Annotated in this window: 15 protein-coding genes and 1 tRNA gene; 1 reads left to right on the forward strand and 15 read right to left on the reverse strand. The window is 60.0% G+C overall.

The features are described from left to right. The 4 genes from G453_RS0116525 to rpsL form a co-directional block, all read right to left on the reverse strand. The coding region (locus G453_RS0116525; protein WP_027191638.1) for a GTP-binding protein at window positions 1–503 on the reverse strand (503 nt) is incomplete at its 3' end. A 9-nt stretch (window positions 504–512) separates the two neighbouring features. Further along, window positions 513–2585: an elongation factor G gene (gene fusA, locus G453_RS0116530; RefSeq protein WP_027191938.1), complete on the reverse strand. Its 2073-nt coding sequence runs from the start codon at window positions 2583–2585 to the stop codon at window positions 513–515. A gap of 17 nt (window positions 2586–2602) precedes the next feature. Continuing rightward, the gene (rpsG, locus tag G453_RS0116535) at window positions 2603–3073 is read right to left on the reverse strand and encodes a 30S ribosomal protein S7 (RefSeq protein ID WP_027191939.1); all 471 of its coding nucleotides are present in this window, start codon (window positions 3071–3073) and stop codon (window positions 2603–2605) included. A 16-nt stretch (window positions 3074–3089) separates the two neighbouring features. Continuing rightward, on the reverse strand, window positions 3090–3461 hold the full coding sequence (gene rpsL, locus G453_RS0116540) for a 30S ribosomal protein S12 (RefSeq protein WP_027191940.1): 372 nt from the start codon (window positions 3459–3461) through the stop codon (window positions 3090–3092). Between the two features lie 407 nt (window positions 3462–3868). Here rpsL and G453_RS26620 point away from each other — a divergent pair, with 407 nt between their 5' ends. Beyond that, complete coding sequence (locus G453_RS26620) at window positions 3869–5809, forward strand: sensor histidine kinase (RefSeq protein ID WP_051272539.1); 1941 nt, start codon at window positions 3869–3871, stop codon at window positions 5807–5809. A gap of 84 nt (window positions 5810–5893) precedes the next feature. Here the strand turns inward: G453_RS26620 and rpoC are convergent, their stop codons facing one another. The 11 genes from rpoC to G453_RS27415 form a co-directional block, all read right to left on the reverse strand. Then, window positions 5894–10045 (reverse strand): DNA-directed RNA polymerase subunit beta', encoded by a 4152-nt coding sequence (gene rpoC / locus G453_RS0116550; RefSeq protein ID WP_027191941.1) that lies wholly within the window; start codon window positions 10043–10045, stop codon window positions 5894–5896. A gap of 106 nt (window positions 10046–10151) precedes the next feature. Next, window positions 10152–14246: a DNA-directed RNA polymerase subunit beta gene (rpoB, locus tag G453_RS0116555; RefSeq protein ID WP_027191942.1), complete on the reverse strand. Its 4095-nt coding sequence runs from the start codon at window positions 14244–14246 to the stop codon at window positions 10152–10154. Window positions 14247–14470: 224 nt separating this feature from the next. Continuing rightward, entirely contained in the window at window positions 14471–14857 is a 387-nt protein-coding gene (gene rplL, locus G453_RS0116560) for a 50S ribosomal protein L7/L12 (RefSeq protein ID WP_027191943.1), read from the reverse strand. Window positions 14858–14885: 28 nt separating this feature from the next. Beyond that, window positions 14886–15410, reverse strand: a complete 525-nt coding sequence (gene rplJ / locus G453_RS0116565) for a 50S ribosomal protein L10 (RefSeq protein WP_027191944.1) — start codon at window positions 15408–15410, stop codon at window positions 14886–14888. 123 nt (window positions 15411–15533) lie between these two features. After that, on the reverse strand, window positions 15534–16241 hold the full coding sequence (rplA, locus tag G453_RS0116570) for a 50S ribosomal protein L1 (protein WP_027191945.1): 708 nt from the start codon (window positions 16239–16241) through the stop codon (window positions 15534–15536). Between the two features lie 13 nt (window positions 16242–16254). Next, window positions 16255–16680, reverse strand: coding sequence for a 50S ribosomal protein L11 (rplK, locus tag G453_RS0116575; RefSeq protein ID WP_027191946.1), 426 nt, complete (start codon window positions 16678–16680; stop codon window positions 16255–16257). A 42-nt stretch (window positions 16681–16722) separates the two neighbouring features. Beyond that, window positions 16723–17295: a transcription termination/antitermination protein NusG gene (gene nusG, locus G453_RS0116580; protein WP_027191947.1), complete on the reverse strand. Its 573-nt coding sequence runs from the start codon at window positions 17293–17295 to the stop codon at window positions 16723–16725. Continuing rightward, window positions 17292–17549 carry a preprotein translocase subunit SecE gene (gene secE / locus G453_RS0116585; RefSeq protein ID WP_027191948.1) on the reverse strand — a complete coding sequence of 86 codons (258 nt, stop codon included), beginning with the start codon at window positions 17547–17549 and terminating at the stop codon, window positions 17292–17294. The genes nusG and secE overlap by 4 nt, the downstream gene beginning before the upstream one ends. Before the next feature lie 18 nt (window positions 17550–17567). Next, window positions 17568–17643, reverse strand: a tRNA-Trp gene (locus G453_RS0116590). A 10-nt stretch (window positions 17644–17653) separates the two neighbouring features. Beyond that, window positions 17654–17803, reverse strand: coding sequence for a 50S ribosomal protein L33 (gene rpmG / locus G453_RS0116595; RefSeq protein WP_027191949.1), 150 nt, complete (start codon window positions 17801–17803; stop codon window positions 17654–17656). Between the two features lie 7 nt (window positions 17804–17810). Then, the coding region (locus tag G453_RS27415) for an EF-Tu C-terminal domain-related protein (RefSeq protein ID WP_456071262.1) at window positions 17811–17924 on the reverse strand (114 nt) is incomplete at its 5' end.

A 17924-nucleotide genomic window follows, 5' to 3' on the forward strand; every position in this document is an offset into this window, starting at 1 on the left:
ATGTCGTCGCCGGGGTAGCCGTACTTGGTCAGCAGCTCGCGGACTTCCAGCTCGACCAGCTCCAGCAGCTCGGGATCGTCAACCAGGTCGACCTTGTTCAGGAACACCACCAGGTGGGGCACGCCGACCTGACGGGCGAGCAGGATGTGCTCACGGGTCTGGGGCATGGGGCCGTCGGTGGCCGCGACCACCAGGATAGCGCCGTCCATCTGGGCAGCGCCGGTGATCATGTTCTTGATGTAGTCGGCGTGGCCGGGGCAGTCCACGTGCGCGTAGTGGCGGTTCGCGGTCTGGTATTCCACGTGAGCGGTGGCGATGGTGATGCCGCGCTCTTTTTCCTCGGGAGCCTTGTCGATCTGGTCGAAAGCCACGTACTCGCCGAAGCCGCGCAGGTGCGAAAGCTTGGTGATGGCGGCGGTCAGCGTGGTCTTGCCGTGGTCGATATGACCGATGGTGCCGATGTTGACGTGCGGCTTATTGCGCTCGAATTTGGCCTTACCCATGGTGTCCCTCTATTTCTTCTTGATGATTTCTTCGGCCAAGCTGGCAGGAACCTGCTCGTAATGGTCGAACTGCATGGTAAAGGTGGCGCGGCCCTGGGTGCGCGAGCGCAGGTCCGTGGCGTAGCCGAACATGTTCGACAGCGGAACGTCGCACTTGATGACCTGGGCGGTGCCACGGCCTTCAAGGTTGGAGACGCGTCCGCGGCGGCCGTTCAGGTCGCCCATCACGTCGCCCAGGTACTCTTCGGGGGTGACCACTTCGACGCCCATGATGGGCTCGAGCAGCACCGGTCCGGCCTGGCGACAGGCTTCTTTGAAGGCCTGGGAACCGCAGATGTAGAAGGCCTGCTCGGAGGAGTCCACCTCGTGGAAGGAACCGAAGGTCAGGTTGACCTTCAGGTCGACCACGGGGAAGCCTGCGAGGACGCCGGTCTTCATGGCATTCTGGATGCCCTTGTCAACCGCAGGGATGTATTCCTTGGGAATGACGCCGCCCACGATGGAGTTGACGAACTCATAACCGCCGTCGTCCTTGGGACCGACTTCAAGGACCACGTGCGCGTACTGGCCGCGACCGCCGGTCTGCTTGACGTAACGGTTCTCATGCTTGACGTTCTTCGTGATGGTCTCGCGGTAGGCGACCTGGGGGGCGCCCACGTTGGCGTTCACGTTGAACTCGCGCATGAGGCGGTCGACGATGATTTCCAGGTGCAGCTCGCCCATGCCGGCGATCAGGGTCTGGTTGGTCTCGTCGTCGGTCTTGACGCGGAAGGAGGGGTCCTCCTTGGCGAGCTTGGCCAGGGACTGCGACAGCAGGTCGCGGTCAGCCTTGGTCTTGGGCTCGATGGCCACCTCGATGACCGGCTCCGGGATGTTCAGCGACTCAAGCACCACGGGCATGCGCTCTTCACACACGGTCTCGCCGGTGGAGGTGAGCTTCAGGCCGACCGCAGCAACGATGTCGCCAGCCAGGGCTTCCTTGATGTCTTCACGCTTGTTGGCGTGCATCTTCAGAAGACGACCGATGCGCTCTTTCTTTCCGGTGGCCGGGTTCAGCACGAACATGCCGGACTCGATCTTGCCGGAGTAGATGCGCAGGAAGGTCAGGTGGCCGATGAACGGATCGCTCATGAGCTTGAACGCCAGGGCAGCCAGGGGCTTGGTGGCGTCGCAAGGGCACTCGATCTGCTTCTCCTCGTCGTCGGGGTCCATACCCACCATGGGGGGGATGTCCGTGGGAGAAGGCAGGAAGTCGACAACCGCGTCGAGCAGGGGCTGCACGCCCTTGTTCTTGAAGGCGGAGCCGCAGAGCACGGGCACGAACGAGAGGTTGATGACCGCCTTGCGGATGCCGGCACGCAGCTCCTCGGGGGTCAGCTCTTCGCCGCCCAGGTACTTCTCCATGAGCGTTTCGTCTTCTTCAGCGACAGCCTCGAGCATTTCCAGGCGCAGGGTATCGTAGATATCCTGAAGCTCGGCGGGAATATCAACAACGTTGTATTCCTTGCCCTTGGAGAGGTCGTCGAACACGAAGGCCTTGCCGGTGATGAGGTCGACGATGCCCTTGAATTCGTCCTCGCTGCCCATGGGAATCTGCAGGGGCACGGCCTTTGCGCCGAGGCGATCCTTCATCATTTCAACGCAGCGGAAGAAGTCTGCGCCCACGCGGTCCATCTTGTTGACGAAACACATACGGGGGACGCGGTAGCGCTCGGCCTGGCGCCAGACCGTTTCCGTCTGGGGCTCGACGCCTGCCACGGCATCAAACACGGCGACAGCGCCGTCAAGCACGCGCAGGGAACGTTCGACTTCGATGGTGAAGTCCACGTGGCCCGGGGTGTCGATGATGTTGATGCGGTGATCACGCCAGTAGCACGTCGTGGCTGCGGAGGTGATGGTGATGCCGCGTTCCTGCTCCTGGACCATCCAGTCCATGGTGGCGTTGCCGTCGTGAACCTCGCCGATCTTGTGCGAGACGCCGGTGTAGAAGAGGATGCGCTCGGTGGTCGTGGTCTTGCCTGCGTCAATATGGGCCATGATGCCGATATTGCGCTGACGATCTGTGGGGACGATCTTGGACACGTCTGACTTCCTCTATCCTACCAACGGTAATGGGCGAAGGCCTTGTTGGCGTCGGCCATGCGATGGGTGTCTTCGCGTTTCTTTACAGCGCCGCCACGGTTGTTGAAGGCATCCATCAACTCACCGGAGAGCTTCGCGACCATACCCTTCTCGCCGCGCTTGCGGGCGTTGTTGATCAGCCAGCGAATGGCCAGGGTGGTCTGACGCTCGGGACGAACTTCCATGGGCACCTGGTAAGTGGCGCCGCCGACACGACGGGGCTTGACTTCCATATGGGGCTTCACGTTGGCAATGGCGCGCTCGAAAGCCTTGAGGGCCTCTTCCTGCGTCTTTTCGGCCAGCACGTCACAGGCAGTGTAGAACACGCCTTCGGCAGTGGACTTCTTGCCGTCGAGCATGAGCCTGTTGATGAACTTCTTGACGAGGACGCTGCCGAAGACGGGATCGGGCAGAATCGAGCGCTTGGTAACTGGACCTTTGCGGGGCATGCTTCAATACCTCAACTTATTTGGGGCGCTTGGCGCCGTACTTGGAGCGGCTCTGACGGCGGTCTGAGACGCCAGCGGTATCCAGAGTGCCACGGATGATGTGGTAGCGCACGCCGGGAAGGTCCTTGACGCGGCCGCCGCGGATCATGACCACGGAGTGCTCCTGAAGGTTGTGGCCTTCGCCGGGGATGTAGCTGGTGACCTCGATGCCGTTGGTCAGGCGCACGCGCGCGACCTTGCGCAAGGCCGAGTTGGGCTTTTTGGGGGTGGTGGTGTACACGCGGGTGCACACGCCGCGGCGCTGCGGGCAGGCTTGCAGAGCCGGGGTCTTCTTGCGCTTGGTCTGCTTTGCCCGCTCTTTGTTGATGAGCTGGTTTATCGTGGGCATGATTCGCTCCATATCTCGTTGAAAATTGGCAAAGGCGCACGGCAGTAGACAAAAAAACCGGACCTGTCAAGAAGCTCCGGGGAGAAAGCGACGACACTGGACCGCGCAGAGAGACCTGCCCTCCCGTTCGGTCACGGGTCGCGTAAAACCGTGCGACTCGCTGAAAGCGGTACTTGATAGCAACGTGCGCAGAGCTTGGCAAGCCTTTTCTGGGATTAGTTTCGCCCGAGAGCCCTTCCAGTTGTTAATAGCAGAAAAATCCGGAATTTGCATGCACCAAAATCACCAGCAAGATTACCCTTGCAAATTTTCAGCATGGCCCATACCCAATAAATCATCTGATTTTTGCCGCAGCCGATACGTCTCCGTGCTCGGCCACCCGAACACCAACAGGAAAGGGAGCGGCTGTGACATCGAGAATCTCAAACCTTGCGGGACGAAGTTCCTGGCTCATCTGCTTTGGGGCCGTTGCGATCCTGTGCAGTCTGACGCTCTGGAGCGCCTGGAGCGACTACCTGACCACTTTGCGTGAAGCGCAAACCAAGCGAGACGCCCTGGCCAGAGTCGCAGAATCCAACCTCGCGTCGAGTTTCACCATCGTCGAGCGTTTTCTGGGACAGATTGCGGACGAGTGCGACGCCTCCCCCCTGGACAGCCCAGCCATCCTTCAAAGAATTCGTTTCCTGCTCCCCCTCATCCCTGACGCCATATCTATTGTCATCGTCGACAAGAGCGGCGTCATCATTTCTGCAACAGACCCCAACGCCCTAGGGGTAAATGTCGACACCCGTTCCTATTACGATCACCACGCCCAAAATTCAGGCAGTCGTCTGTATATTTCCGAACCCTTCGACACCGCCACCAAGAAGCGCGTCATGGTGATTTCGCGCGCTCTTCGTGGGCCAGACGACTCTCTGCGCGCTGTTATCGGCATAGCCATCCGCCCTGAATTCGTTACGAACACGCTTCTTGCCGCGCTTCCCGGCCCCAATGGTTCCGTCGTTCTGTTTGGCAAGGATTACATAATCCGATCGAGAATTCCTGAAGATTCCAACTCCACCGGAAAATCGCTGAAGGGTTTCCCGATCACTGAAGGATTTCTCGCTTCGGGCGAACACGTAGCGCACTACCGTGTCAAAGCCACCCTCGATGGTGAGGAACGTTTCGTCACCTTACGGCAAATGAACGCACCTGACAGCCTCATACTTGCCCTCTCAGATTCAACGGACGCGGTGCTCACCGGATGGGCCAGCAAATCAGTCGTCCTGGGGCTGCTGACACTATCCGGGGCCGCCCTTATCGTCCTTCTCGCGTACAGTTCCAACCGTTCCATATCGGCAGCCGCGCGCGCAGATGCCGCACTTTCGCAACGTGATATCCTCCTGGGATCAGTGCTGAAAAACCTTCCGGTCAAGGTATGTGCGCACGACATTAACGGAACCGTCATCTATCAAAGCCCGACGTGCAAAAGTATTACTGAAGAAATTCTTGACCACCCAATCAATCAGGACACGGATCAAGCCACAACTTTGCAAAACTGGACGCAATACAGAGCTAAAGCCCTGTTTGGAAAATCAACTACAACACAGCACAGGCTCTATCTTCCGAATGGAGAATACAGACTATTTGAAAGCTACATTGGCCCCATAGTAGACAACAACAATATAATCGGAATTCTTGGGGTTGACATCGACGTCACTGACTACAAAAACATTGAATCGCAACTTTTGCATGCACTATCAGAGAAAGAAGTCATGCTGAAAGAAATCCATCACCGTGTAAAAAACAATCTTCAAATAATAATGAGTCTTATAAGCCTTCAAAACTACACGTGCACGGACGATAAAGCCAGCAACACACTTTTACAGACTTGCGAACGCATACGAACAATCGCCTTAGTCCATGAACATCTATACAAGTCTAACAGCGTCGGTTTTGTTGACACGGCTGAGTACATACCGAATCTAATCAATAAAATTTCTATCGCTTTTGGAAGAGACGGCTTTACAGGTTCAATGGACATCAAGATTCAAAACATAATGATGAACATCGACAGGGCCATCCCATTTGGACTTATCGTGAACGAGCTGACAATGAACGCTTTCAAGCACGCCTTCAAAAACCCGGAAGACAACCATTTAAGCATAACCTTTCACCGTATTGAATCAAGACTTGCTGAGCTCATCGTAAGCGATAACGGGCCAGGGTTGCCAGAATCCTATGATTTTGAAAGTGAGTCGACCTTGGGAATGCGGCTGGTGAGCTCTCTGATCCAGCAGTTAAAGGGAACGTTGTATTACAGTGGAGAACATGGAGCGCAATTCCGCATCGTCGTCCCTGTTCAGTGACTGCTGCCCTCCCCTGCACAGGCACAATAAAAGGGCGACCCCTCACGGGGCCGCCCTTTTTCGTTTGTCTGTTGCGCCAGCCTACTAGTCGAGCAGCAGGGAGCTCTCTTCCATCTCGTCCAGGAACTTGTCGGGACGTTCGGGCTGGTCGGGCACTTCGATCTCGGCTTCCATGTAGCGGCGATAGCCGGTACCGGCCGGGATGAGGCGGCCCACGATGACGTTCTCCTTGAGACCGCGCAGCTGGTCTTCCTTACCCATGAGGGAGGCCTCGGTGAGCACCTTGGTGGTCTCCTGGAAGGAGGCCGCCGAGATGAAGGAGTCCGTGGTCAAGCTGGCCTGAGTGATGCCAAGGACCAGCGGCTCGGCCACGGCGGGCTTGAGGCCCTCCCTGGTGGCGCGGGCGTTCTCTTCCATGAACTTGGCCTTGTCCACCTGCTCCCCGATGAGGAAGTTGGTCTCTCCGGAGTCGATGACGGAGACCTTCCGAAGCATCTGGCGGACGATGATCTCGATGTGCTTATCGTTGATGGCCACGCCCTGGAAGCGGTACACGTCCTGGATTTCTTCCACCAGGTAGCGCGCAAGGGTCTTCTCGCCCTTGATCTTCAGGATGTCGTGCAGCTCGGGGTTGCCCTCGGTGAGGGACTCGCCCGCCTCCACGTAGTCGCCTTCCTGCGCAGTGATGTGCTTGCCGCGCGGCACCAGGTATTCCTTGGCGTCGCCCGTCTCCGGAGTGACGATGACCTTGCGCTTGCCCTTGGTTTCCGAACCGAAGGCCACGATGCCGTCGATTTCGGAGACGACCGCGAGGTCCTTGGGCTTGCGCACCTCGAAGAGCTCGGCCACGCGGGGGAGACCACCCACGATGTCCTTGGTCTTCGAGGATTCGCGGGGCTTGCGTGCGATCACGTCGCCGGCCTGCACGTTCTCGCCGTCGCGGATCATGATGATGGCGCCCACGGGCATCTGGAACACCGCAGCGCTGTTGGTGCCGGGGCGGATCTTGGCCTGCCCGTCGGGTCCCACCACGGTGATGGTCGGGCGATACGGCGTGGTGCGGTATTCGATGATGGTCTGGGTGGCGCGCTTGGTCGTGTCGTCCACCTTTTCCTGATAGGTCTTGCCTTCGATGATGTCGGTGAACTTGACCACGCCCTCGACGTCGGTGACGAAGGGCTCGTTGAAGGGGTCCCATTCGGCGAGAATGTGATCCTTCTTGACCGTCTGGCCGTCGGTGACGTTCAGGCGCGCGCCGGAAGGCAGCGAGTACTTCTCACGCTCGCGTCCCTGCTCGTCCACGATGGACACCTGACCGGACTTGCCCAGGACAATGGCGATGCCCTCCTGGTTCCTGACCAGCTTGATGCGATGCAGCACCACGGTGCCGACGTGCTGCGCGGGAATCGAGGATTTTTCGATTTCGCGCGCTGCGGTGCCGCCGATGTGGAACGTGCGCATGGTCAGCTGCGTGCCGGGCTCGCCGATGGACTGGGCGGCGATGATGCCCACGGTCTCGCCCACGTTGACCAGATGCCCGCGCGCCAGGTCGCGCCCGTAACACATGGCGCAGACGCCATGCCCGGACTGACAGGTCAGCGTGGAGCGGATGGTCAGGTTGGGCAGGCCGAGGTCCTCGATCTTCTGGGCCCAGAACTCATCCACGATGGTGTTGGCCGGGATGAGCACCTCATAGGTGTCGGGATCGAACACGTCGAACATGGTCACGCGGCCAAGGGCGCGCTCGGCCAGGCGCTGCTTGATCTCGCCCGACTTCTCGAAGTGCTTGATCTCCAGGCCGTCAACCGTGCCGCAGTCGATCTCGGTGATGATGACGTCCTGCACCACGTCGACCAGACGGCGGGTAAGGTAGCCGGAGTTGGCGGTCTTGAGCGCCGTGTCGGCCAGGCCCTTACGAGCGCCGTGCGTCGAGATGAAGTACTGCGCCACCGAGAGGCCCTCGCGGAAGTTCGAGGTGATGGGCGTCTCGATGATTTCGCCGGAAGGCTTGGCCATCAGGCCGCGCATGCCCGCGAGCTGGCGCATCTGGTCCGGGTTGCCTCGGGAACCGGAGTGCGTCATCATGAAGATGGCGTTGAAGGAGGTGTTGCGCTCCTCCTTGCCGGTCACGGGGTCCACCATGAGATCGGTGGAGATGTCGCGCATCATCTCGGAGGCCACGTCGTTGGTGGCTTTGGTCCACACGTCGACGACCTTGTTGTACTTCTCCGTGCGGGTGATGATGCCTTCGGCGTACTGCTGCTCGATCTCGTCCACTTCGTTGGTGGACTTGGTCAGGATCTCGGCCTTGCGGCGGGGAATGGTCAGGTCCTGCACGGCGATGGAGACGCCGGCGCGGGTGGCGTATTCGAAGCCAAGGTCCTTCAGGTGGTCGCACAGGAGGACCGTGGCCTTGGTTCCGGCCATACGGTAGACCTCGCTCACAAGGCGTCCGATGGACTTCTTGTTGAGCACGCAGTTCACCAGTTCGAAGGGCACGTTCTCAGGCAGAAGCTCGCCGACCATGATGCGGCCGGGGCTGGTGAGCACCAGCTGGCCGTTCATGCGCACCTTCACGCGGGCGTGCAGGTGCACGATTCCGGCGTGGTGAGCGGTGATGCACTCCATGGGGTTGGCGAAAACCTTGCCCTCGCCCATCTGGAAGGAGCGCTCCACGGTCAGGTAGTAGAGCCCGAGCACGATGTCCTGCGAGGGGACGATGATGGGGTTGCCGTTGGCCGGGGACAGAATGTTGTTGGTGCTCATCATGAGCACGCGGCATTCGATCTGCGCCTCCAGCGACAAGGGAACGTGCACGGCCATCTGGTCGCCGTCGAAGTCCGCGTTGTAGGCGGCGCAGACCAGCGGGTGAAGCTGGATGGCCTTGCCTTCAACGAGCTGCGGCTCGAAGGACTGGATGCCCAGGCGGTGCAGCGTGGGGGCGCGGTTCAGCATGATGGGGTACTCGCGCACCACATCTTCGAGGATGTCCCACACCACCAGCTCTTCGCGCTCCACCATCTTCTTGGCGGTCTTGATGGTGGTGGCCAGTCCCCTCTCCTCAAGCTTCGCGTAGATGAAGGGCTTGAAGAGTTCCAGGGCCATCTTCTTGGGAAGGCCGCACTGGTGGAGCTTCAGCTTGGGACCGACCACGATGACCGAACGGCCCGAGTAGTCGACGCGCTTGCCCAGAAGGTTCTGGCGGAAACGGCCCTGCTTGCCCTTGATCATGTCCGAGAGGGACTTCAGGGGGCGACCGTTGGTGCCGGTGATGGCGCGACCGCGACGACCGTTGTCGAACAGGGCGTCAACCGCTTCCTGAAGCATGCGCTTCTCGTTGCGGATGATGATGTCCGGCGCGCCCAGCTCCAACAGCCGCTTGAGGCGGTTGTTGCGGTTGATGACGCGGCGGTACAGGTCGTTCAGGTCCGAGGTGGCGAAGCGTCCGCCGTCCAGGGGAACCAGGGGGCGAAGCTCGGGCGGGATGACGGGCACGACTTCCATGACCATCCACTCGGGCTTGTTGCCGCTCTCCAGGAACGCCTCGACGATCTTCAAGCGCTTGATGATCTTCTTTTTCTTGGTCTGCGACCGGGTGGTGAGGGATTCCTCACGCAGTTCGGTGCGCAGCTTGAGCATGTCGATCTCTTCCAGGAAGCCGCGAACGACTTCCGCGCCCATGCCCACAGTGACGGCGTCTTCGCCATAATGGTCGATGATCTGCAGGTACTGGTCCTCGGAGATGACCTGAAGGCGGGTCAGGTTGGTCTCCTTGGGGTCCATGACCACGTAGGAATCGAAGTACAGAACCTTCTCAAGATCCACCATGGTCATGTCGAGCAGGGTGCCGATCTTGGAAGGCAGGGTCTTCAGAAACCAGATGTGGGCCACGGGAGCGGCCAGTTCGATGTGGCCCATGCGCTCGCGGCGGACCTTGGAGGCGATGACCTCCACGCCGCACTTCTCGCACACGATGCCACGGTGCTTCATGCGCTTGTACTTGCCGCAGTTGCACTCGTAGTCCTTAACAGGTCCGAATATCTTGGCGCAAAAGAGGCCGTCCCGCTCCGGTTTGAAGGTGCGGTAGTTGATGGTCTCGGGCTTCTTGACTTCGCCAAAGCTCCATTCCCGGATCTTCTCGGGCGAAGCGATGGAGATTTTGATGGCCTTGAGAGTACGGCTGGAAATCTGCGTGGCCGCAGTGCCCCTCAGGCTGAACAGGTCGTCCAAGGACATGGTTACCCTCGTGTGGTTGTCGGGTTGTCCCGTCAATCTCGTAATCTATCGTTACCGGGCCGGACTCTGGTCCGGCCCGGACCTTTCTTCATTCAGGCCGTCCGCCTTAGCGGCGGGCGGGCTTGACCTTCTTCTCTTCCTGCAAGAGGTCCACATCCAGACCAAGGCTCATGAGCTCCTTGACCAGAACGTTGAAGGACTCGGGCAGCCCGGCTTCCAGGAAGTTGTCGCCCTTGACGATCTTCTCGTACATCTTCACGCGTCCGCCCACGTCGTCGGATTTGACGGTGAGGAACTCCTGCAGGAGGTACGAAGCGCCGTAGGCTTCCAAGGCCCAGACTTCCATCTCGCCCAGACGCTGTCCGCCGAACTGGGCCTTGCCGCCCAGGGGCTGCTGCGTGACCAGCGAGTATGGGCCCGTGGAACGGGCGTGGATCTTCTCGTCGACCAGGTGGTGCAGCTTCAGCATATACATCACGCCGACCGTGACCGGACGGTGGAAACGCTCGCCGGTGCGACCGTCATAGAGCACGGCCTTGCCGTCGTCGGGGAGTCCGGCCTTGCGCAGCAAGCTCCAGATTTCCTCTTCGCTGGCTCCGTCGAACACGGGCGTCTTGCAGATGATGCCGCCGTGCTGCTTCTTGACCGCCTTGATGAGCTCCTCGTCGTCCATCTCGTCCACCAGCTTGGTGGTGCAATCGCATTCGTAGATGGCCTTGACGGTGGCGCGCAGGGCGTTGATCTCTTCGTTGACCTTGAGGACCAGCTGGTTGCCGAGTTCCTTGGCGGCCCACCCAAGGTGGGTCTCCATGATCTGGCCGATGTTCATTCGCGAAGGCACGCCCAGGGGGTTCAGCACGATGTCCATGGGGGTGCCGTCGGTGAAGAACGGCATGTCCTCGGCGGGCAGGATGCAGGACACGACGCCCTTGTTGCCGTGGCGTCCGGCCATCTTGTCGCCCACCTGAAGCTTGCGCTTCACGGCCACGTACACCTTGACCATCTTGATCACGCCCGGGGGCAGATCGTCGCCCTCGACAGCCTTGCCGCGCTTGGACTCGTAGAGGTCCTTCACGAACTGCACCTGGCTGTCGTAGGAGGCCAGGATGTCCGAGACTCCGTCGTTCAGCTCGCGGGAAGTGAACAGGTTGGCCAGCTTCTTGACCGGCAGGGTCTCGAAGATCTCGGGCTTGATGGCGTGTCCGGCCTCGACCAGAACCTCGCCCTTCTTCTTGCCCATGAGGGTCTGACCGATGGTCTTGCCCTGGACAAGCTCCCAGATCTTGCCGCGCGCCTGGCTGGTGATGCCAGAGATGTGCTGGGACTCCTTGACGTCGATCTTGTGCAGCTCGGCGTCCTCGATCTGCTTGGTGCGGTCGTCCTTGTCGCCGGAGCGGCGGTTGAACACGCGCACGTCGATGACCGTGCCCTCGATTCCGGGCGGAACCTTCAGGGAGGTGTTCTTCACGTCGCGGGCCTTGTCGCCGAAGATGGCGCGCAGGAGCTTCTCCTCAGGCGTGAGCTGCGTCTCGCCCTTGGGAGTGATCTTGCCCACCAGGATGTCTTCAGGCTTTACCTTGGCGCCGATGCGGATGATGCCGCAGTCGTCGAGGTTTTTCAGCATCTCCTCGCCGACGTTGGGGATGTCCCGCGTGATCTCTTCAGGACCCAGCTTGGTGTCACGAGCGACGACCTCGAACTCCTCGATGTGCATGGAGGTGAAGACGTCTTCCTTCACCACGCGCTCGGAGATGAGGATGGAGTCCTCGAAGTTGTAGCCGCACCAGGGCATGAAGGCGACCAGCAGGTTCTTGCCCAGGGCAAGTTCGCCGTCGCGGATGCCGGGGCCGTCCGCCAGGACGTCGCCCTTCTTTATCTTCTGCCCGACCAGCACGCGGGGCTGCTGCCCGAAACAGGTGCTCTGGTTGGACTTGTGGAACTTGAGCATCTCATAGGCCTTGACCCCGCCGGTCTCAGGCGACGTGCCGTTCTCGTAGCGCACGATGATGCGCTCGGCGTCGGCGTAGTGGACCACGCCGTTCTGCTCGGCGATGATGCACGACCCGGAGTCCTTGGCCACCGCGCCTTCCATGCCGGTGCCGACCAGGGGCTGGTCGCAGCGGATGAGGGGCACGGCCTGGCGCATCATGTTCGATCCCATGAGCGCGCGGTTGGCGTCGTCGTGCTCCAGGAAGGGAATGAGCGCCGCAGACACCGACACGATCTGGCTGGGCGAGATGTCCATCAGGGTGACCTGCTCGATGGGAACCGAGGTCAGGTCGCCGCGCACGCGTCCGGAAATGAACGGCGTGATGAAGTCGTTGTTGGCGCTGAGCGGGGTACTGGCCGCCGCCACGATCTCGTCGATCTCGCGGGTGGCGTCCATGTACACGACTTCGTCCGTGACATGGCCTTCCTTGACCACGCGGTACGGGGTCTCGATGAAGCCGAAGTCGTTGACCTTGGAATACGTGGTCAGCGAGACGATAAGGCCGATGTTCGGACCTTCAGGCGTTTCGATGGGGCAGATGCGTCCGTAGTGCGAGGTGTGCACGTCGCGGACTTCGAAGCCTGCGCGCTCGCGGGTCAGGCCGCCGGGTCCCAGCGCGGAAAGACGGCGCTTGTGGGTGACCTCGGAAAGCGGGTTGGTCTGGTCCATGAACTGCGAGAGCTGGGAGGTTCCGAAGAACTCCTTGAGGACCGCCGCAACCGGCTTGGGGTTGATCAGGTCGTGGGGCATGAGCGTGGCCACTTCCTGGAGGCTCATGCGCTCCTTGATGGCGCGCTCCATGCGCACGAGGCCGATGCGGTACTGGTTCTCGACCAGCTCGCCCACGGGACGCACGCGGCGGTTGCCGAGGTGGTCGATGTCGTCGGCGGGACCATGCGAATCCTTCAGGAACATCAGGTGTTTGATGGCCTTCAGGATGTCGTCGTTGGACAGGGTCCTGAAATCAAGCGGCTCGCTCACGCGAAGGCGCGAGTTCAGCTTGTAGCGACCGACGGGCGAGAGGTCGTAGTAGTCCGAATTGCGGAACAGGTTCTCGAAGAAGTTGGCCGCGATCTCCGGAGTCGGAGGGGAGCTGGGGCGCAGGCGGCGATAGATCTCCACCTGGGCGGTGCTCTGGTCCGGAGTCTTGTCCAGCATCAGGGTGTCGCGCAGCGAGCTGGACACGTCCATGCCCCTAGTGAACAGGGTCGGGATGCTGGAGACGCCCAGATCGCGCAGGCGCTCGATCAGGGCTTCCGTCATCTCGTCGCCGGGCTCGGCGATGACCTCTCCGGTCTCCTTGTCCACGTACTCCTGGGACACGAACAGGCCGAGCATGGAGGCGGGGTTCACCTCGATGCGGTCGATGCCTGCTTCAAGCATCAGGCGCCAGGCGCGCTTGGTGATGTCCTTGTCCAGGGCCACGATGACCTTGCCGTCAGCATCGACGACGTCGCCCCAAGCCTTTTCCTTGCGGTAGTACTGCGGCTTGACCTCGCGGAAAACCTTCGATCCCTCGAGATAGTAGGTCTCGATGTCGTAGAAGTAGGTCAGAATATCGGTCTTGGACATCCCCATGGCCTTCATGAGGATGGTGGCGGGCATCTTCCGGCGGCGGTCGATGCGCACATACAGGATGTCCTTGTGGTCGTAGTCGAAGTCGAGCCAGGACCCGCGCATGGGGATGATGCGGCAGGAATAGAGCACCTTGCGCGAGGTGTGGGTCTTGCCGGAATCATGCTCGAAGATGATGCCGGGGGAACGCTGGAGCTGGTTGACGATAACCCGCTCGGTGCCGTTGATGACGAAGGTGCCCTTCTCGGTCATCAGGGGAACGGTGCCGAAATAGATCACCTGCTCCTTGATGTCGCGGATGGTGCGGTTCTCGGTCTCCTCGTCCACGTCGTACACGACGAGACGGACCTTGATGCGAAGCGGTGCTTCAAGCGTCAGGCCTTTGGAGATGCACTCGGGCACATCGTATTTGGGTTCGCCGATCTCGTAGTTGACGTACTCGAGGCTGGCGGTCTTGTTGAAATCCTCAATGGGGAAGACGGAACGGAAAACGCCCTCGAGTCCGGCGTCGGCGCGGGACGCGGGGGGAACGTCACGCTGCAGGAACAACTCGTAGGAATCGACCTGCAGGTTAAGAAGGTGGGGTATGGTGACGGAGTCGTCGACCTTGCCGAAACTCTTGATCAGCTGGGCCATTGTTCCCTCGAAGAGAAGTGGTGTTGATCCGCCGGGGTAGCAGGCGGCCTTCACATTGGTTTCCCGGGCTTATCGCCGGGCTGGCCTGGGCCTCATCGCCCTATATGTCAACCCGTTCAAATCATTGGAGATTTACGGGATTGCAAATGAAAGCGCGAAAGAGCGCACTCCCCCCTACTCGGGGGGTGCGCTCTTTCAGTGTTGTTTAGGCACTATGCGACAAATTACTTAACTTCGCAAGTGGCTCCGGCTTCCTCGAGCTGCTTCTTGGCATCTTCAGCGTCGGACTTGGACACGGCTTCCTTGATGGCGGAAGGCAGGGTGTCAACCTTGTCCTTGGCTTCCTTGAGGCCGAGGCCGGTGAGGGCGCGCACCACTTTGATGACGTTGATCTTGTTGCTGCCGGAACCGGTCAGGATGACGTCGAACTCGGTCTTCTCTTCGACTTCGGCGGCGGCTTCGCCAGGCATGGCCATCATGGGCATGGCGGCCATGGGGGCGGCAGCGGAAACGCCGAACTTCTCTTCCAGCTCCTTGATGAACTGGGAAAGCTCGAGGACGGTCATATTGGAAATGAAATCGACAACCTGCTCTTTGGTGATCTCGGACATGTAGTCTTCTCCTTCAGTACGCTTTGGCTTAAGCGGCTTCTTTTTTGTCTTTCAGGGCCGTCAGCACGTTGAGCACGCCACGCATGACGTTTGCCAGGACGGACACGAAGTTGGTGGGCACGGCGTTCATGGTTCCGAGCACCTGGGCCAGCAGCTGAGGCTTGCTGGGCAGCGTGGACAGAGCCTTGACTCCGGCTTCGTCGATCACCTTGCCGCCGAGGCAGGCAAAGCGGATGACGAACTTCTTGTTTACCTTGGCGTAGTCAACCAGGGCTTTGGCGGCAGCCACGGGGTCTTCGTACCCGAAAGCGACTGCGCATTGTTCCTTAAAGCGGTCCTTGATTGTGTCGTGCGGGCCGTCTGTCAACGCGATCCGGGCCAGGGTGTTCTTGACAACCTGATAATCAACTCCTTGCTCTCGGAGTTTGACTCTCAGGTTAGTCACTTCTTCCACCGTCAAGCCCTTGAAATCGGTGACCACGGCAATGCTCGCACGTCCGGCCCGATCCTTGAGCTTCTCAATGATCTCGGCTTTCTGTTCGCGAGTCTGCAAGGTCTGCCTCCTCCAGGGTTATAGGGTGGAAGCAAGCCAAAGCGACCTGTCTCGGCGGGAAATTAAGGGGTACGACCCCACCCGCTTTCTTTGACCTGCTTCCGAAAATACGAACTGAATCGTTTAGCCTTCCAGGAACTTCTTGACGGTGCCGGGATCGATCTTGAAGCCGGGGCCCATGGTGGTGGAAACCGCCATGGCTTTCATGTAGGTGCCCTTGGCGGCACTGGGCTTCATGCGGATCACGGTATCCAGAAGAACCTTGAAGTTCTCGAGGATCTTCTCGGGGCCGAAGCTCTTCTTGCCGAGGGGGGCATGCAGCACGCCCGCCTTGTCGACCTTGAACTCCACGCGTCCGGCCTTCAGCTCGGTGACGGCTTCGGTCACGTTCATGGTGACGGTGCCGGTCTTGGCGTTGGGCATAAGACCACGGGGTCCCAGCACGCGGCCGATCTTGCCGACCAGAGCCATCATGTCCGGGGTGGCGACGGCCTTGTCGAAGTCCAGCATGCCGCCCTGGATCTGTTCGACCAGGTCCTCGGCGCCGACGATGTCGGCTCCGGCGGCCTTGGCCTCGGCGACCTTGTCGCCCTTGCAGAAAACGGCCACGCGGACGGTCTTGCCCAGGCCGTGGGGCAGGGAGACGGCGCCGCGCACCATCTGGTCGGAGTACTTGGGGTCGACGCCAAGGCACAGGGCCACATCGACGGTTTCGTCGAACTTGGCGGGACCGGCCTTGATGGCCATGGTCACGGCTTCTTCCAGATCGAACTTGACGGTCTGGTCGACACCTTCAACAGCGCTGCGAAATTTCTTTCCGTGTTTGGGCATGGCGATAGTTCCTTTAGCTCACCACGTCCAGACCCATGCTGCGGGCCGTACCCATGATGGTCTTCATGGCGGCGTCGAGGTCCTTGGCGGTCATATCCTGCATCTTGAGCTTGGCGATTTCTTCGATCTGGGCGCGCGTCACCTTGCCGACCTTGTTCTTGTTGGGCTCACCGGAGCCCTTCTCGACCTTGGCGGCTTTGACCAGCAGCACGGAGGCGGGCGGGGTCTTGGTGATGAAGCTGAAGGAGCGGTCGGCGTAAACGGTGATGACCACGGGGATGGTCATGCCGATCTGGTCCTGCGTCTTGGCGTTGTAGGCCTTGCAGAACTCCATGATGTTGACGCCGTGCTGGCCCAGTGCGGGGCCGACCGGGGGCGAGGGGTTAGCCTTGCCTGCCGGGAGTTGCAGCTTGATTTTCGCGACTTCCTTCTTAGCCATGGTAGTGTCGTCCTTTAAGCGGTCACCGGACCGGGGGTCCGCCTAGTTTTTGGTCACCTGTACGAAGTCGAGCTCGACGGGGGTCTGGCGGCCGAAGATGGACACGGAGACCTTGAGCTTACCCTTGTCGTAGTTCACGTCCTCGACCTGGGCGTTGAACCCGCCGAACGGGCCGTCTATGACCCGAACCTCGTCCCCTCGGTCGAAATTGAACTTGGGACGGGGCTGTTCCTGGCGGCTTTCCATCAGGGAGAGCACGCGCTCGGCTTCGGAATCGCGCATTGGGGTCGGGCGGTTCTTTCCGCCAACGAACCCGGTAACCCGGGGTATTTCCTGCACCAGGTGCCAGGATTTGTCGTGCATGACCATCTTGATCATCACGTAGCCCGGATAAAACTTTCTGGTTGAGGTTCTTTTCTCGCCCTTGACCAGTTCGATCACCTTTTCGGTGGGTACCACGACCTCTTCGATCGCCCCTTCGTCCTGACCGGTACGCATCATCTCGCGTATGGTCTGCTCCACCCTGTTCTCGAAACCCGAGTAGGTATGGACGATGAACCATCTGGCTTTGGCCGGACCGTCCGGGAGAGGGATGTCGATAGTTTTCTCGGTCATGACAACACGAACTGGATGAGTTTGGAAAGACCCAGGTCCACTACGCCGAGGAAGATGGTCATGACGACCACCAGGATCAGCACGGCAACCGAAGTCACCATTGTTTCCTTGCGGGTCGGCCAGGTGACCTTCTTGATTTCAACCTTGGACAGCTCGAGGAACTCTTTGAATTCTTCGACCTTGCCCTTGACCGACGACGCGGCGGAGTTTTCAACCTCCGCCGCTTCGCCGGATTTTACCTTCTTCGTGGACATGTGTTCCTACCAGAAATATGGCAGGGCAGGAGGGATTCGAACCCCCAGCCCTCGGATTTGGAGTCCGATGCTCTACCGTTGGAGCTACTGCCCTGCGTTACAACCTATTTCGCTTCGCGGTGAACCGTATGCCTCTTATCCCAGGGGCAGTACTTCTTCACTTCAAGGCGGCCGGTCGTATTTTTCTTGTTCTTCTCGGTCGCGTAATTCTTGCGCTTGCACTCGGTGCACTGCAAGATGATGTTGAGGCGCATTGTGATGTTACTCCATGATCTCGGTCACGACACCGGCGCCGACGGTGCGGCCGCCTTCGCGGATGGCGAAGCGCAGACCGGTCTCCATGGCGATGGGGGCGATGAGCTCGACGTTGAAGGT

The organism is Fundidesulfovibrio putealis DSM 16056 (assembly GCF_000429325.1).
Taxonomy (GTDB): Bacteria; Desulfobacterota; Desulfovibrionia; order Desulfovibrionales; family Desulfovibrionaceae; genus Fundidesulfovibrio; species Fundidesulfovibrio putealis.

What these genes read in the sequence shown, in the direction of transcription:
- rpsG (WP_027191939.1), bottom strand. Translation starts at nt 3,073, where the DNA reads ATGCCCCGCAAAGGTCCAGTTACCAAGCGCTCGATTCTGCCCGATCCC.
- rpsL (WP_027191940.1), bottom strand. Translation starts at nt 3,461, where the DNA reads ATGCCCACGATAAACCAGCTCATCAACAAAGAGCGGGCAAAGCAGACC.
- rpoC (WP_027191941.1), bottom strand. Translation starts at nt 10,045, where the DNA reads ATGTCCTTGGACGACCTGTTCAGCCTGAGGGGCACTGCGGCCACGCAG.
- rpoB (WP_027191942.1), bottom strand. Translation starts at nt 14,246, where the DNA reads ATGGCCCAGCTGATCAAGAGTTTCGGCAAGGTCGACGACTCCGTCACC.
- rplL (WP_027191943.1), bottom strand. Translation starts at nt 14,857, where the DNA reads ATGTCCGAGATCACCAAAGAGCAGGTTGTCGATTTCATTTCCAATATG.
- rplA (WP_027191945.1), bottom strand. Translation starts at nt 16,241, where the DNA reads ATGCCCAAACACGGAAAGAAATTTCGCAGCGCTGTTGAAGGTGTCGAC.
- rplK (WP_027191946.1), bottom strand. Translation starts at nt 16,680, where the DNA reads ATGGCTAAGAAGGAAGTCGCGAAAATCAAGCTGCAACTCCCGGCAGGC.
- nusG (WP_027191947.1), bottom strand. Translation starts at nt 17,295, where the DNA reads ATGACCGAGAAAACTATCGACATCCCTCTCCCGGACGGTCCGGCCAAA.
- secE (WP_027191948.1), bottom strand. Translation starts at nt 17,549, where the DNA reads ATGTCCACGAAGAAGGTAAAATCCGGCGAAGCGGCGGAGGTTGAAAAC.
- rpmG (WP_027191949.1), bottom strand. Translation starts at nt 17,803, where the DNA reads ATGCGCCTCAACATCATCTTGCAGTGCACCGAGTGCAAGCGCAAGAAT.